The organism is Belliella baltica DSM 15883 (assembly GCF_000265405.1).
Classification (GTDB): domain Bacteria; phylum Bacteroidota; class Bacteroidia; order Cytophagales; family Cyclobacteriaceae; genus Belliella; species Belliella baltica.
The window spans coordinates 3,876,134-3,892,617 of the sequence record NC_018010.1; the positions used below are offsets into that span (position 1 = coordinate 3,876,134).

The following is a 16,484-nucleotide window of genomic DNA, read 5'->3' on the forward strand; positions in this document are numbered from 1 at the left end:
TTTTAATATGCCTTTAATTAAATATATGTTTTGAAGATTCTAGAAATATTTAAATATTTAATCCACCTTATTCACTTCCTCCAAACTATACTTCGGAGTTCCTCCTTTTTGACTGGCTACATAAGCACCAAGCTTACAAGCGAAATCAAGGATTTCTTGAGGTTTTTTTCCCTCGAGGTACATTTTTACAAATCCACTCAAGAAAGCATCGCCTGCACCCACTGTGTCTTCGACTTTGACTTTGTAGCCTGGGTGGCTGATAATTTTCCCATCTTTATATACCATCGCTCCTTTGCTGCCATGGGTGATACAAATCGCCTCAATAGGATATTCCTCCACCAAGTAATCGCAAAGATCTTTTGCCAATGATTCCCCCCTACGCCTCAACTCAAAGAAGTCAGCCAAGATTTCTAATTCATCTTCATTGATCTTCAAGATATCAGTATAGCCTAGCAAGCTGTCTATCTTATAAAAATCTATGTATGGCGCACGCAAGTTGATATCAAATACAGTCAATAGCGGTTGATGTACTAAGTGATAAAGTGTCTTCCACGAGGTTTCATTTCTCACTCCCAAACTCCCAAATATCAAAGCATCGGCCTGCTCTACGCTCTTTTGGTTGGCTTCTGTCAATGCTATAAAATCCCAGGCAGAAGGCTCTACGATTTCATATTTGATATTTTCCTTGTCTGAATTATCCACCAAAACTTTTCCGGTAGGATGCTCCGAATCTTCCTGTACAAGCTGCAATGGCAAGTCATAAGTCCTCAAAAAATCCTTGAGCTTTTCTCCATAAGCATCATTTCCCAAACGGGAAATCATCTCCACATCCAATCCCAGCTGCTTGAGATTCAGTGCTACATTCATCGGAGCTCCACCTGCCACTTCACCATCTGGGAAGCAATCCCACAACATTTCTCCAAAACATACAATTTTCTTAGTCATGATTTTTCTGTAAATCTTTTTGAATTTCTTCTAATGATCTGCCTTTTGTCTCAGGCATTCTGATCGCCACCCAGATCAATTGTAAAACCATCATCAATGCAAAAAAAGCAAAAATATTTCCCGCACCATAGCGATTGGCTACCAAAGGAAAAACATTGGCAATCAACGCTGCCAAAATCCAATGGGTAAATGAACCCATAGATTGTCCATAAGCCCGAAGTTCGTTGGGGAAAATTTCGGAAATAAACACCCAAATCACCGAGCCCTGACCTATCGCATGTGAAGCAATAAAGGCAAATACAAAATATGGCAACAAACTACTATCGATGGCTCCACCAAAATAACTGTAGGCCATTAATGAAAGTGAAATTATATAGCCTACTGAACCTATGTACATCAGCATTTTCCTACCCAATTTATCAATCAAATATAGTCCAAGCATAGTGGCCACAAGATTGATCGCCCCAATTCCAATTGTGGATATCAAAGCTGTCTCGGTAGAAATCCCCGCCGACTCAAAAACCCTGGGAGCAAAATAAATAATAGCATTGATCCCCGATACTTGATTGAAAAAAGCCATCAAAATCGCCATAAAGCTTATTTTCCTGAACTTGGAATTGAAAAGCATTCCCACTGTGGCTTTTCCTTTGATCTCTTTGCTTTCTTGGATTGCCAAGGCAATGGCTTCATCGACACCATCTGGATCTGTTTTTGTCAAAATCACTCTTGCTTCTTCATAAGCATTCTTCTTTGCTATCAGCCATCTTGGGCTTTTGGGCACTTTGATGATCAGAACGGAATATATCAATGCCGGAATCGCCTCCACACCCATCATCCATCGCCAAGCTTCATTCAGATTGGCTGTCCCGATCAGATAATTGGAAAAATAAGCCATCAATATCCCAAAGACAATATTGAATTGGTACAATGCCACCAACTGACCCCGTCTTGCGGCCGGGGCTATTTCCGAGATATACATAGGTGCCACGACAGAAGAAGCCCCTACACCCAAGCCTCCCAAAAACCTGAAGAACATGAAAGTATTGACATCAGTTGCCAAAGCAGAGCCTAGTGCCGACACCAAATAGAACAAACCTATCCATAGCAATGAGGCTTTCCTGCCAAATTTATCCGCTGGTATTCCTCCAAATAATGCCCCGATCACTGTTCCGTACAAGGCTATCGCCACAGCCAAGCCATGCTTCAAGTCACTCAATTGCCAAAGGTTTTGGATATCCCGCTCTGCTCCGGAAATCACCGCTGTATCAAATCCAAACAGAAAACCACCTAGAGCAGCTGTGATGGAAAGGAAGAGTACGTAATTTTTACTTTGCATATTTTGGGGAATAGTTGATATAGTTATTGGGTTAATTAGTTAATGGATTATTTGGGAATGGTTTTGTTAATTTCCCCAAATCGATTTTAATAGATGAATTTCGACTTTAGAATCCATTCCCTGAAGACTCAACTCTGTGTAAGCTGAAGTTGGAAAGATCAGTTCTGTGATGACAGATTCTCCATCATTGAAGAATATCTCAATAGATGATCGATCAAGGAATATTCGGATATCCTTTACTTCAACTCCTTTCAGAGGAACATTATGAACTGTTGCAAATACATCAGAAAAATCTTTCAATCCTGCTTGACTTCTGTCAAAAAGTACCAGATCATCTGTTTTGTCAATGACTAGTTTATCCCCCTGATCGTTGCTAAAAGTCATTTTAAAATCACCTCCTAGTGACTTCATCTCAATTTCCAACACATCAGAAGTAAGACTGATCAAATCCCCTTCCTGCTCCTTTGTGCTTTCTCTAAGCTTTTCCAATTCTTCAACTGGCCTTGATGCAATAGAATAATCGTCTCCATTCTTCATTAGCTCCAAGCTTCTAGGAACTGTCATCGCTGACCTCCATACTTCTGTTGGAACTTCATTTGCATAAAGCCAATTGCTCATCCAACCTAGAAATAGACGACGACCATCTTCTTTTGGCACATCAGACCAAGTTACGCCTGCGTAATTATCTGCGCCGTAGTCAAGCCATTTGACCTCAGTGGTTTCTGTTGTAAAGACTCTTCCATCAAAATCGCCCACAAAATATTGCGTCGCAGAGCCTCCATTAGGACCTCCAGGGTTGATACTAACTAATAAAATCCATTTTTCTTCACCAGAATCTGTTGTTATTGGAAACAAATCGGGACATTCCCAAACTCCGCCATAAGCCGCCCAATCTGGATTGAAATCACTTTGATACGTCCATTCCAAAAGGTTTGATGAAGTATAAAAGCTGATTTTATCTTTGACAGCTAAAGACATAATCCAAGATTCACTTTCCTCGTGCCATGTTACTTTAGGATCTCTAAAGTCTTTGATTCCTGGATTTGCTAATACTGGATTGTTTTCATATTTCGTCCATGTTCGTCCTTTGTCATTACTGTAAGCAATACCTTGGGTCTGATAGTCATCTCTTCCTGCCTTTTCTCCTGAATCTAAATGATAGGTATAAATTGCAATCATCGGAGGCTGATTTCCTGTTCCCAAACCGCTGGTATTTTCCCAATCTACAACTGCAGAACCCGAGAAAATCCAGCCCAAATCGTCAGGATAGATTGCGATTGGTAGGTGTTCCCAATGAATCAAATCAGTAGATATTGCATGACCCCAATGCATTGGTCCCCATACATTTCCATCAGGATAATATTGATAAAAAAGATGATATTCTCCCTCAAAATAAACCATTCCATTTGGATCATTCATCCAATTGGCTGGAGGTGAAAAATGATATTGAGGTCTAAATTGTTCATCAAACTCTCTGTTTTCTTCAACCACCGTCTCTTTTTGAGAACAGGCTTGAAAAAACGTGATAGAAATAAATAAAAACAAAGTGCTAATTCTGGTATTCATTAGGGTTGTAGGTTAAAGTAAAAGCTTAAATTACATGAAAAATCCTAAAATCATGTAATAGTCACCCAAGAACTATTACCCTCAATAAAACACAGAAGCAAAATATTCAAAAACTAAATAATTCAAAAGCCATTCTATCTTCTTCATTATCTGGATTATCAGGATTATTTAATGAAATGTATAATCCAGTTTTCCCTACAAATGAATTCAAGGGCAAATACTTACTTCCTTCAAAAATATTTTCACCTAAAAGCTCCAAATTCTTATCGAAGACCATGACTACAAATTTCCCGGGATTATTCCTCAAAGCTCTCACTTCATCCTCCGTCTCCACGTCCAAATCTGGATAAGCAAAGCGATAAAAAACCTCTCTGTAAGGATCATAAAGCAAATTGTCATAACGAGAAGAGGCAAAACTATATTTCTGAGACTGAATAGGTGTTCTATCTATAGGTAACAGAGGTAATTTTTCACTTAAATATTTACTTTTTCCTTCAACAACTTGTAAAGGCGCATCGAAACTTTCTGACCAATACAAATGATGATCTCCAAAGAAGGAATAGACAAGTTTGTCTTCGCTTTGCGCTCTACTGCTTTCAAACCTTTTGAATCCAGCTTCCAAATATCCCTTCGGGTAATAATGGGGCAACAATTCTGTTTGCATGGTTTCTAGATTTAGCCTAAATCCTAAACTTGATCCGGCTAGTATATCATCAGTCATTTCTAAGTAATTGGAAACAACATTAGGCCTAGTTTTAAAAATAATTTCATTTCCACTGATAATTGGAGGAGTGATAAAACTGATATTATGAACGAATGCAGCAGTATGATTTTCTGGAGCATCATACCTGAATTTATGCTTGACATTTCCAGAAGTGTCTGTCAAGCTAAAATAGGATCCTCGGAAAGGAAAAAGAAAAATACTATCTAAAGTATGTACATGAAATGCCATCAACTCACCAACACCTTGATCGCCTTCTTTTTCAAAAGGAATAGACTTGATCAATTTCCCATCTTCTAAATCATACATTTGAAGTGAATTTGTAGCCCAATTAATATTGAAGACTAATTCCTTTTCTGCCTCCAAATATTGTAACCCCATACTAAAATCAGGAGTAGTTTCATCAATCAAAAGACTTACTTTGCCTTTTGATATCATTTGAAATTCTTTTGTTGCTTTTCTAGAGCTCGAATCACAGGAGTAGCATAATAGTAGGGTAATGCAAAAAAAGAAAATGTAAGTCTGTTTCATGAAAACTGTTATTGAAATGAATTCAAACCTAATGATTTAATTTTAAAAATTCAATCCAGACTGAAGTATCAAAAACTACACCTTTCATTTTCTATTTATTTCACGCAATTTCTGCGAAGAATATTTGAATTCCCATGGTTCATTCAAAACCAAAGCTCAAAACTCTTTTAGTTTTTGAGATCTAATGTAAGTTTTCAAAGCTATTTTCAAGGTATCTGTAACTGTACTAGACTTAGAAAGCTCCATAGCTTCGGCAATCAAATCATCTGGAATTATCGCTGTAACTTTCAAGTTATTAAGTTTTTAAAAAAAATAAGATAAACGATCGGATAAAGAAATCCTAACGGAATAAAAGCAATTATCAGGACAAATAAACAAGATATCATTTGATTGATTTGGCTCTACAAATAGTTAACCTTGGGCCTAACTTGTCCATGGCGGATTTCTACTAATTCTAATCTATTTTACAAAGCTTAAATCATTTCAACAATCCCAAAACCTTCTCTAAAGCTGGATTCCTATTCCCCTTTTTCCACACTGCATACAGCTCCGTTTTTTGCTTGATCCTATTCAATTCTATAAATTTCACCTTGAGGTCATATCCCTGTTGCAGAGAAGTTGGTATGATAGCTACCCCTAGACCTGCTTCCACCAGTTTAAAAATAGTTAAAGCATGGACAGACTTATGAGTAATTCTAGGAGAAAAGTTTTGATCCTCACAAATTGACATGATCTTATCATAGTAAATGGAAGAATAGTCATGGGAAAAGAGGATAAAGTTTTCTTCCTTCAATTGCCCAACATTTTTAAAACCATGTTCAGATAAATGATGATTCAAAGGCAAAACCAATGAAAAAGTATCCTGTTGCACCATTTTCATTTGTAGGACCTCAGGAACTCGCGCTAGCCTCACAAAACCCAAATCCAATTTATCCTTTTCGAGCATCTCAACTTGTAAAGTATTGCTGAGTTCCTCCATAGTGGTTTGGATACCTGGGAAGTGCAAGGAGATTTTCACCAAAAGTTCAGGAAGAACAGTATGAGCAGCTGATCCAAGAAACCCTATTCTAAGTTCACCAATATTTCCAATTGCAATTTCCTTCAGTTGGGTTTTGGTGAGTTCGAGGTGATTGAAAATGTAATCTACTTCAGATTTGAGGTAATGTCCTGCTGCTGTCAGTTCTACTCTTCTCTTAGTTCTTTCAAAAAGCTGCACCGCCAATATTTCCTCCATCTGCTTAATCTGACGGCTGAGTCCTGGTTGGGAGATAAATAAGCGTTCCGCTGCCCTACTGAAATTTAATTCTTCAGCAACAGCACGGAAATATTCAAAGTGTCTTAATTCTATATTCAAGGCTCAAAGGTTATATTGCCACAAAGGTGCGAAGTCGCTAAGAATTTTTAGATTAGTTTTGAATTTAATTCTAAGTTATTGTATTGAAATTCATTTTTTGCTTTGTGCCTTTGTGCCTTCGTGGCAATCTTTTTTTCCTACCTTTTTAATTACGGAATCTTTTAATGCCATTCTTTATCAAAGGAACATTAAAGTTTATAAGGAAACCTAAATTCAATCTAGTCAGTTTCAAATGGCTGATGATTTGAGCTGTCCAAACAGGATTAACTTGTTCTACTGATTTGATCTCAATGATGACTTTATCTTCCACCAATAAATCTAATCTCAAACCTTCATCAAATTGAATTCCATCATACTGTATTGGAATAGTAACTTGTCTTTTCACTTGCAAACCAGCTTTTCTAATCTCATGTGCCAAACAAACTTCATAGATTTTTTCAAGTAATCCTGGCCCAATGGCTTTATGAATTAAAAAAGATGCATTAACAATCACTTTTCCAATTCTCTCTTCCTCAATACTAAGACCGTCAAATTCCATAGAATATATGTTTCTTTTTTTATTCAAATGAAACAATATACAAAGCCCTAACAACAGACTCAAGTTAACCCATGAATTTAAACGTTTAATTTTTAATAACCTATACTTATCAATATATAGCAAAATTAGTATTTATAATCATCAATAAGATGAAGTATTTTTGAATTCCAATACCACTATGACACAAAGTAAGTCCAAATAGAAATTGATTTAAAATCTCCAAAACTTTCTCCTTTGGCCCTTTGATCCTTTCTAATCAAAAAATTTAGCGTCATAGTACCTAAAAAAACTTTGCGCCTTAGTGCCTTAGTGGCAAAAAAAATATGAAAACTACCTTCCAATACGGCCAACAACATCTCACTGCTTCCATAGCACTGAGTATAGCTAAAGATGAAATTCGAGGTATCCTCACAGACGAGACTAGAGAAAAAGTTAGGGCTAGTGCTTCTGCTGTAGAAAAAATTGTTGCAAAGGGCAAACCTGTTTATGGGATCAATACTGGGTTTGGTCCGCTTTGTACGACGATGATTTCTCCTGATCAAACACGTAAACTCCAAGAAAATATCCTAAAGAGCCACGCAGTTGGAGTAGGTGAACCTATTCCTATCGATATTGCAAAAGTGATGATGATCCTAAAGATTCATGCACTAGCCAAAGGATATTCAGGAATACAAGAAGCTACATTAGACAGAATGATCTGGCATGTGGAAAATAATGCCATTCCTGTAGTCCCAAAACAGGGCTCCGTGGGTGCATCAGGAGATTTAGCACCTCTTTCGCATTTATTTTTACCCTTAATCGGCCTAGGAAAAGTCCATTACAAAGGCGAGGTCATTTCTACAGAAAAGCTGTTTCAACTTCATCAGCTTGCCTCGATTCCATTAGGACCAAAAGAAGGATTGGCACTCATTAATGGCACTCAGTTTATGGCTGCTTTTGGGGTAAAAGTTCTCGAAAGGTTTTATAATATCCTCGCCCATGCTGACATTACTGGAGCGATGATGTTGGAAGGATTACTTGGTTCAATAAAGCCTTTTTCTGCAGAACTCCACCAACTCCGCCCCTATGCTGGAAACCAACATGTAGCACAAACCATCCTCAACCTACTACACGATTCAGAGATTGTACATTCCCATGCAGCATGCGCAAGGGTTCAAGATCCGTATTCACTTCGCTGTATGCCACAAGTGCATGGTGCTTCTAGAAATGCCTGGCTACACCTCAAACAAATCTTAGAAATAGAAATCAACTCCGTCACTGACAATCCTGTAGTCTTTAATGAAAACCATACCATCAGTGGTGGCAATTTCCATGGGCAACCTATTGCTATGCCTTTGGATTATGCTTGCTTGGCTGCATCGGAGATTGGAAATATATCTGACAGAAGAATATATCTTTCATTGGAAGGCGACACACCTGGCGTACCAAAATTGCTTCTCAAAGAAACTGGGCTGAATTCAGGCTTTATGATTCCTCAATACACCACTGCAGCTTTGGCTAGCGAAAACAAAGGACTTTGCTTTCCTTCCTCAGCTGATAGCATTCCCACATCACTTGGTCAGGAAGATCATGTAAGCATGGGCTCTATTGGATCAAGAAAAGCTTTGCAGGTGATCGAAAACGTAGAAAAAATATTAGGAGTAGAGTTATTCTGTGCAGCCCAAGCAGTTGATTTTCACTCGCCATTAAAGTCAGGAAAAATCATGACTGCACTCTACGAACATGTGCGTACCAAAATCAAACATGTCACCGAAGATCAGCTCATGTATGAAGACATGGAAACTGCTATCTCTATCATTCAGAGTGGAGAATTACTTACCTTGGCAAGAGAAGTAGCTGACAAGGAAGGGTTGGCTTTGGAGACGCAATGGTCAGAGGATTTTGATGGATTTTAGTTCAAGTCTTGAGTGAAGCGGTGACTTGGACTTTCCTACTTGCAGTCTTCTGACTGCATACTATATAGTCTGAAGACTGGTGGTAATGGGGTCCATTTGCCGCAGCAAATTGAAACATCCAAATCCTTGTACCAACAGGGGCTTATAATCCAATCATACCTTCATATTAAATTCCTTTAAAAGTTGATTAAAACTCTTATTTTTAGTTGTTCAACTCTTTAAAATTTTTTCTCTTATCAAATTGAAGAGAGAAAAACCTAAAAGAAATATTAAGATCAGTTGATTAGTCAATGGATTTATCCTTTCCAAAAATAATGAACAACCACAATTCTGGAGGCTTGTAGTAAAATAAACAACCATGTAAAAAACCACCAATATGACAACTGAAAGATACACAAGGATGTTTCGTTTTAATACAAAAACTAAAATAGCTGTTACGACTTTGAGGACAACAACAATGTGGGCTAAATAATAACTCCAATAAGATGGTATTAAATTACCAGACCCAATTCCAATAATAAATGCATTGAAATTAAATATTTTCTCGAATGCTGAATATAACAATAAAAAGGAAAGTCCAAACGTAATAAAACTATTCAAGTATTTCATAGTTGACAATGGTCAAATCCTCATAAAAAACCAATAAATTTTTACCTACCTTAAAAATTTTAACAGCCTCTTGGCCATCAGTTAAATTAGGAACTTTAATACTGAATTGATATTCATTGCCATGAGATTCAGTAACTGAATAAACATCTATCACCTTTGTATCTTTTTCATTGGAAATATCATTTAGCAGCCAGAAATAATCATTTTGATCCAAAAAACCATCAATGAACATTTGGTAAGAAGGAACATTAACCAAAACTTTCATTCCTCCTCCAAAGGATTTATATTCTGCTCTTGGGGGTGGAGTTTTGTCAATAGTGGTTATTGCTCTTAGAAATTTTTTTTCTTTGCGGTCAAAAACAAATACCCTACCAACGCAATAATTAAAATATACTCCGAAACTATCATTCAGTCTAAAATCTCCTTCATAAACTTTTGAAACATATTGAGTTCTTTCGATTGGAATTTTTATTGTGTTTGTAACATCTCCTTCTTTAAAATCCACTAATTCAAATTCTAATGCGCCTGTAAAGTCCTCATTATCTGAGTATTTTATCAAGACTTGACTATTTGAAAAAAATGCAGGTGAATAAAAATAAGTTTTTAATTTAAAATGGCTAATGTCATTTTGGAGCAAATTTACTTCCTTTATTGCTGTTTGCTGAAAATCATGAACCAAAATTTTATTTTTATCAGTATAAAAAACATGAGCTTGAGAAAACTCCGATGGACCAAATCCTTTAGACCCTATGGAGCTTTGTAATTCAAAATTGAGGTCATATTGTTCCAGGGTTTGTGTTTTAGAATTTGCGACCCAGAAATAACGATCGAATGGTGCGTTTTGTTGAAAATTATGTACGCTTGAAAAATCATTTTTCCTATTAACTTCAACAAGTTTTTGTACAAATAATCTACTGAAACTATACTCTAGTTCAGAATTTTTATACTTTAATTTGATTTCTTCATTTTCTAAAATTAAATCTTCATTTGGTTTTTGTTCACAACCTAAAAAAAAACCGAAAAGACAAGAATAGATAACTGGTCCGATCAATTTACTTCGCATAATTATGATTATTTAAGTTAAATTTAATTCCTTTAAAAAATCAACAAATGGCTGTAAAAAAAACAGCCATTTGTTGAACCCTACATCTTTTAAAACTCTCTCCAGCTGCCAGTTGAATGCACTACTTTCCCGTCAGGATAAGTGATTTTACACTCTCCGGCTCCAACGCAACCACCTTGCAAAGATTCTTCTGCATTTGTAATTATTACATTCATTGAAAATGCAAGGACAAATGCAACTGATAATGAAATTAGCTTTTTCATAATTAATTTAATTTTAGTTGAACAAAATAATTTTATTGAATCAGTTCAGGCCTCAACTAAACTCATTTAATAATAGTACTTAAAAATTGAAATAAAAAATTTCTTATACACTAACAGTCAGCCATTTAAGACATTTTATACTATTCCAATAGTCAATTTCAAAATAATCTTTTAAAAATTAGTTTACCCCCCCCGAAAAACAAAATAATTAGTAATTAAACATTGATTTTCCAAAAGAATAAACTTTTTTTATAGTTTTTGAAAAAAAGTTGAAGTGCAATTCGTTTAAATCAGAATTTTATTGAAAAATAAATTCATCCAAAGCAGGCTGTACCTGAAGCAAATGCTCGAACCAGAAATCAACTCCGTCACTGACAATCCTGTAGTCTTTAATGAAAACCATACCATCAGTGGTGGCAATTTCCATGGGCAACCTATTGCTATGCCTTTGGATTATGCTTGCTTGGCCGCATCCGAAATCGGCAATATCTCCGACCGTAGGATTTACCTTTCCTTGGAAGGTGACACGCCGGGAGTACCCAAATTGCTTCTCAAAGAAACCGGCCTGAACTCAGGCTTTATGATCCCCCAATATACCACCGCTGCTTTAGCGAGTGAAAATAAAGGCCTTTGCTTCCCATCCTCTGCTGACAGCATCCCAACCTCCCTCGGTCAGGAAGACCATGTGAGTATGGGAAGTATAGGAGCCAGAAAAGCCTTGCAGGTGATCGAAAATGTAGAGAAAATCCTAGGTGTAGAACTCTTCTGTGCAGCACAAGCAGTGGATTTCCATGCACCAATGAAATCAGGAAAGATCATGACAGCTCTTTATGAACATGTGCGTACCAAAATCAAACATATCACCGAAGATCAGATCATGTATGAAGATATGGAAACTGCCATTGAAATCATCCGAAGTGGGGAACTGCTTACATTGGCCAGAGAAGTGGCTGAGAAAGAAGGACTGCAATTGGTGACGAAATGGTCAGGGGAGTTTGATAGATTTTAGTTCAAGTCTTGAGTGAAGCGGTGACTTGGACTTTCCTACTTGCAGTCTTCAGACTGCTAATTTTCCATTTTGAAGACTGTTATAGTTACCGTCTAAGTAGGGAATTAATCCAAATTAAAGTAAAAAAATGGAATTGCCTCGTTATCTTTTATTGGAACTAAGGCATGACTAATGATGCCCTCAAATCCAAAAATGAAGTGAATTTTCTCATTGCTAATTTTTATAGGCTGAAACTCTGATATAGCTACAAGCTCACTTGGAAAATATTGATCATTCAATGCTATGATTAAATATTTATTTTCCTTTTTGTAAATTGAGTAAATCTTTTTAATAAAAGGATCATAGGTAATAAATTTAAATTCGAGATTTTCAAATGGATTGATATAAGTAAAAGTAAGATCACCAGTATGAGAATCAAACCCAAAACTTTTGCCACAATTCGATAGGTTAAAAAGAATAAAGTCCTCACTTATTTGCAGAAAGCTCCCTGCTAATTGTAATCCTGAATTCTTAATTGTATGTGTAGAGCATTCCACTTTAGATTCTTTTGTACCATTCAAAGTAAGTACTTTAATTATTTCATTTTTTTTCATACTTCTGCTGTAGCCAAAGAATTCATTTTGCCCAGTAAACAAAAAATGATCATATCCATTCCATTTTTTATCTAATAATTTGTAATCCAAAGTATTAATAGTATGCAATTGATTATCTTTTACTCCCAAAACAAACGACTTTTGCATAGTATGACCGACAATCACATTATCAATTACTTCCAAAAGTTGTATCGGATTGCGGTTTGAATTTGAAGATATTTCAACACTGTCAACCCTTATATTATGCTTGTTTAATAGATAAATTTTTGAAAATGTAGCAGAGATTCTATAATGGTTATTGTAAACTAGATACCAGTGTGCATAGGAGTTGCCAATATCTTGGGAATAGACCATGTATTGGTTCATATCATCTTTGGTTATATTTTTCTGCCCATTAGCAGGGTTAATCCCTAAAAAACTAAATACAAGCAAGAGGAAGATCAATTGCATTTTCATAATTTGATGCATTTACGACTTTTTGGTTATCAAATTCTACATACAGTGGTTTAGCAAGAGGCAAACCCATTCGTTCACCCATATTTTCTTTATCATGAAATACTACGAATCCATTATTAGAAAGCTTTTCTAACTCATTTTTTAAATTTGATGAAAGTGTTGTGCCACTGATAATAATTACAACTTCTTTGCAATCTAACTCCCATATTCTATTTATTGTGGACTCTTGACATGGTCCGCAGTATTTCTCAGAAATAATTAAGAGTCCCTTCATTTCTCCTGGAATTTTGAACTTTTCAATATAGGAATTAACTGTCCTATAATTAGAATTCTCTTTATTACAGGAAGAAAGGATAAGGATTAAACAAATGAGGAAAAGTTTCATTTCAAAATGTATTTTTCAATAATATATAAATCCTCATTTATTCCGGTATTATATGGATTCATTGTACTAAGAAATATAGTGTCATTCTCCACATAAGTTAACATAAAATTAAATTTACCAGGTTCAAAAATGGCTTCACCCAAAGGCTTCATTTCTTTATCATACTTAACAATTGACCATTTTGATTCTAAAAAATCAAGTTTAATTTCTGAATTTTTGTTCTTGTGCTTAGCAATTCTATAAATAGATCCGTTTGTTGAATCTACAATTAATTTAACATACTGGCCTTTTTCATTGTGATCATTCCAAAAGGAATTAACCTCACCTGCATCTTTTGAACTATAGTAAATAAATTCATTCTTGCCAAGGAAATTACTCTTCATCTTTACAAAGCTTTCTTGGAAAGATTTCATATTTACAATAGTTATTTCACTACTTGAGGGCCAGTTAATATAAACTAAAGAATCATTTACAGCGAATGACGTAAAAAGATCATGAGGTATTTTTCTGCCAAAATAATCGGAAGGGTAATTCCCGAAAGGTGAAATTTCATTTAGTTTATTGATTCTCATTTGTGCCAAAGTTGGTATTCTGTACAAATATGGAAAACTATTCTCTTGGTCAAATACAATGGGGTGAAAATCTGTAAGAAGTCCAAGTTTATCGTTGTAGTACATTCCAACTCCATACCTTGAGATGCCCCCCAGTCCAAAAGTACCCGAATAATAGCCATTATGGACTTCTAATGGCAATGAAAAATCAAAATCCCAACGCCCTATACGTTCGCCTAATGAATTAATTTGATAAATCCCGAAATAACCAAGTCTCCCTAAAAATATTGTATCTTTGGAATGAATAAAAACGCTTGATATCTCTTCTATCCCTTCTTTTTCTAAATTTTGAAAGTTTAATTTATTTAAAAGATCTCCTCCATTTCTATAGAAATAATAAAGAGCTTGGTCTTTGTCATCAAAAAATACAGTTAAACTGTCAGTATAAATTATCTCAGCCACGTCATAATTCAATGATCTAAAATCAAAAATAGTTTCTCCGATTTTTATATATTTCAATATATTATTTTGCCTATCAGTATGTGAACAAGATAGCATTATAAGAGATACCAAGAAAAGCAAATATGTTATTAAATCTTTGCTTTTCATTTTCGGATTATTAAAGTACAACTTCTCCTTTGATTTTAACTTTTGAACACACACTTCCTCCAAATAGACAAAATCTATCCTTCATTTTCGTTGTAACTTCATCTATTACGACCACTTGAGATTTTGTTTGATAGCTTAAACATACGAAAGCCAAAACCCCACAAATAATTATTTTTTTCATGATTTTTAAAATTATTAGATACATTTTACTTTGTGTACAACTTTTCCACATTTACTGCCACCAAACAGGCAATAACGGTCTTTTGCCATGTTCACTGTGGTGATTGATTCGATTTGCCCATCACAAGCAGATAATGTTTGAGGATTCGCAAAAATAGCCAATCCAATTATTGGGAATAAGTAAATTATTTTTTTCATAAAGTTGATTGTTTAAATATTTTGGTTTGTTATTGAAAATAATTTTTCAATGGTCGAAACTATATAATTCATACTACTATTCCAAATTAACTAATATCTGAAAAACAAACACTTAGATAAATTTGTACTATTCCAATAGTCAATTTCAAAACAATCTTTTAAAAATTAGTTTACCCCCCCACCCGGATTCAAACTAAAATATATGTAAAATCCATTTTTCCAAAAGAATAAACTTTTTTTATGGTTTTTGAAAAAAAATTGGAGTACAATTTTTAAAAAACCCTCATAAGCTCAAATTTTACCATGAACAAGGACTAAGGGAAGTGTAGAAAATCTGAACAAAGGGCGTAATAATCACTTGTTATTTTTGCTTACAACTACTCATTATGTTGTTTTCTTTATGCAGTAATCAGCGAATCTATTTACACCCTGGAAGGGTTTTTTATGATGCCCCATTTAGAATCAACTTATTAAATCCAGCCGTTCATCGCAACCTATCCACGCAAAGCACATACCCTTCTTCTTTCAAATGCGCTATAACGTGATCAGGCAGACCAATGCTCTTCGCTGCATCTACTCGGTCTGGATGGATATAACTCACAAGATCATTGCTGTCAATAAATGAAAATGTAAGAAACATACTCCTTAAGTTACCAATGTCATCTGACAATGCTAGTGGTTTTTCTATAAATCCCTTGTTGGATTGGGTATCCAAGATAAGGTTTCTATTGGATGTAAGGCCATACCCAACGGTAAGGATAAAATTGTTTGGTGTCTTTGCCGCAAACTTATTGAGGAAACGGAAATCCGAAAGCTTTGGCATAAATGTTTCCAAATCTCTCCTGACATTATCGGGTACATTAAATTGCTCAAAATCCATCTTAACTATTCGCTCAAAGTTTCCATCACGGGAAAAAATAAAGATATCATTTTCTATGGGTCTGTTAAATACGATGACATCAGATAGGGTAAATCCAAAGTCAAAAACAAAATTCTGATCCACATGATCATCAAATTTCATCCAGGTCTCTTGTACTTTCAGTTCAAAGTCAGTTTTAACAAATCTATACCCATCATAACCCAAACCATTCCAAGGAGACAAAGCAAAAAGAAATCCTCCTTCTTCCAAGTATATGATTTTTTCTGCGTCAAAACCTAATCTAAAGTCTTTCCGGAACCTAAAATCCCCATCGTACACAAACAGTTTCTTCAAAGTAGCATCCAAAACATATAGCTTACCGGAAATATCCACATCAAAATCACTTATCCTACTATATTTCCCCGGGCCCTCTCCACTCAAATTAAATCGTTTGATGAATTTTCCAGAATCATCAAATATTAGGATGCTTTTGTAAGCCCAATCCAACACATAGTAATTACCATTCCTTCTGATCAATTTATCAATATTGAAAATTTCACTTCCTGCTTGGTCATTTTCCAATAGAACAAAGCTTCTCTCTTCAACCAATTCATCCGGCAACAAGCCAGTAAACTCCTGCATTTCAAAAGTTGAAAACCTTATTTGATCTAGACTTACCTGTAAATCTTTTTGATCACTATTTTTCTGGGAACAATAGGTCAAAATGAAAATTACGGCAATAAATAAACCCTTACGCATGATAATTATGACTTTAAATGAATCCGAACGTTACCCTAAGATTATTAATCAGTCCTCATGGCAT

18 protein-coding genes are annotated in these 16,484 nt (G+C 35.3%); 2 read left to right on the top strand and 16 right to left on the bottom strand.

What is annotated here, in order from left to right; translation table 11 throughout:
* Positions 1-57: 57 nt before the first annotated feature.
* From BELBA_RS17535 to BELBA_RS17565, 7 genes are all read right to left on the bottom strand, one after another.
* Complete coding sequence (locus BELBA_RS17535) at positions 58-945, bottom strand: carbohydrate kinase family protein (protein ID WP_014774014.1); 888 nt, start codon at positions 943-945, stop codon at positions 58-60.
* Positions 938-2,281 (bottom strand): sugar porter family MFS transporter, encoded by a 1,344-nt coding sequence (locus tag BELBA_RS17540; protein WP_014774015.1) that lies wholly within the window; start codon positions 2,279-2,281, stop codon positions 938-940. Before BELBA_RS17540 ends, BELBA_RS17535 begins: the two co-directional genes overlap by 8 nt.
* 66 nt (positions 2,282-2,347) lie before the next feature.
* Complete coding sequence (locus BELBA_RS17545; RefSeq protein ID WP_014774016.1) at positions 2,348-3,847, bottom strand: glycoside hydrolase family 32 protein; 1,500 nt, start codon at positions 3,845-3,847, stop codon at positions 2,348-2,350.
* A 106-nt stretch (positions 3,848-3,953) separates the two neighbouring features.
* Complete coding sequence (locus tag BELBA_RS17550) at positions 3,954-5,006, bottom strand: DUF4221 family protein (protein WP_245531097.1); 1,053 nt, start codon at positions 5,004-5,006, stop codon at positions 3,954-3,956.
* A 249-nt stretch (positions 5,007-5,255) separates the two neighbouring features.
* Positions 5,256-5,390 carry a type II toxin-antitoxin system VapB family antitoxin gene (locus BELBA_RS17555; protein WP_245531098.1) on the bottom strand — a complete coding sequence of 45 codons (135 nt, stop codon included), beginning with the start codon at positions 5,388-5,390 and terminating at the stop codon, positions 5,256-5,258.
* Positions 5,391-5,577: 187 nt separating this feature from the next.
* A complete protein-coding gene (locus tag BELBA_RS17560) occupies positions 5,578-6,453 on the bottom strand; it encodes a LysR family transcriptional regulator (RefSeq protein ID WP_014774018.1) in 876 nt (291 codons plus the stop codon).
* Between the two features lie 145 nt (positions 6,454-6,598).
* Entirely contained in the window at positions 6,599-6,991 is a 393-nt protein-coding gene (locus tag BELBA_RS17565; RefSeq protein WP_014774019.1) for a GxxExxY protein, read from the bottom strand.
* Positions 6,992-7,314: 323 nt separating this feature from the next.
* On the opposite strand from BELBA_RS17565, the gene hutH reads away from it, so the two are divergent.
* Positions 7,315-8,886: a histidine ammonia-lyase gene (gene hutH, locus BELBA_RS17570; RefSeq protein ID WP_014774020.1), complete on the top strand. Its 1,572-nt coding sequence runs from the start codon at positions 7,315-7,317 to the stop codon at positions 8,884-8,886.
* 210 nt (positions 8,887-9,096) lie between these two features.
* Here hutH and BELBA_RS20535 read toward each other — a convergent pair whose 3' ends face one another.
* From BELBA_RS20535 to BELBA_RS19760, 3 genes are all read right to left on the bottom strand, one after another.
* Entirely contained in the window at positions 9,097-9,495 is a 399-nt protein-coding gene (locus BELBA_RS20535) for a MauE/DoxX family redox-associated membrane protein (protein ID WP_014774021.1), read from the bottom strand.
* Positions 9,479-10,558, bottom strand: coding sequence for a hypothetical protein (locus BELBA_RS17580; RefSeq protein ID WP_014774022.1), 1,080 nt, complete (start codon positions 10,556-10,558; stop codon positions 9,479-9,481). Before BELBA_RS17580 ends, BELBA_RS20535 begins: the two co-directional genes overlap by 17 nt.
* 89 nt (positions 10,559-10,647) lie before the next feature.
* Entirely contained in the window at positions 10,648-10,821 is a 174-nt protein-coding gene (locus BELBA_RS19760; protein ID WP_014774023.1) for a hypothetical protein, read from the bottom strand.
* A gap of 301 nt (positions 10,822-11,122) precedes the next feature.
* On the opposite strand from BELBA_RS19760, the gene BELBA_RS17585 reads away from it, so the two are divergent.
* A complete protein-coding gene (locus BELBA_RS17585) occupies positions 11,123-11,830 on the top strand; it encodes an aromatic amino acid lyase (RefSeq protein WP_245531099.1) in 708 nt (235 codons plus the stop codon).
* Positions 11,831-11,934: 104 nt separating this feature from the next.
* Here BELBA_RS17585 and BELBA_RS17590 read toward each other — a convergent pair whose 3' ends face one another.
* From BELBA_RS17590 to BELBA_RS17610, 6 genes are all read right to left on the bottom strand, one after another.
* Positions 11,935-12,879 (bottom strand): hypothetical protein, encoded by a 945-nt coding sequence (locus tag BELBA_RS17590; RefSeq protein ID WP_014774024.1) that lies wholly within the window; start codon positions 12,877-12,879, stop codon positions 11,935-11,937.
* A complete protein-coding gene (locus tag BELBA_RS17595) occupies positions 12,842-13,264 on the bottom strand; it encodes a hypothetical protein (RefSeq protein ID WP_014774025.1) in 423 nt (140 codons plus the stop codon). The genes BELBA_RS17590 and BELBA_RS17595 overlap by 38 nt, the downstream gene beginning before the upstream one ends.
* A complete protein-coding gene (locus BELBA_RS17600; protein WP_014774026.1) occupies positions 13,261-14,424 on the bottom strand; it encodes a hypothetical protein in 1,164 nt (387 codons plus the stop codon). The genes BELBA_RS17595 and BELBA_RS17600 overlap by 4 nt, the downstream gene beginning before the upstream one ends.
* A gap of 10 nt (positions 14,425-14,434) precedes the next feature.
* Positions 14,435-14,605, bottom strand: a complete 171-nt coding sequence (locus BELBA_RS19765; RefSeq protein WP_014774027.1) for a hypothetical protein — start codon at positions 14,603-14,605, stop codon at positions 14,435-14,437.
* A 14-nt stretch (positions 14,606-14,619) separates the two neighbouring features.
* Positions 14,620-14,802: a hypothetical protein gene (locus BELBA_RS17605; protein ID WP_014774028.1), complete on the bottom strand. Its 183-nt coding sequence runs from the start codon at positions 14,800-14,802 to the stop codon at positions 14,620-14,622.
* Between the two features lie 484 nt (positions 14,803-15,286).
* Positions 15,287-16,420, bottom strand: coding sequence for a 6-bladed beta-propeller (locus BELBA_RS17610; protein ID WP_014774029.1), 1,134 nt, complete (start codon positions 16,418-16,420; stop codon positions 15,287-15,289).
* Between the last annotated feature and the right edge of the window lie 64 nt (positions 16,421-16,484).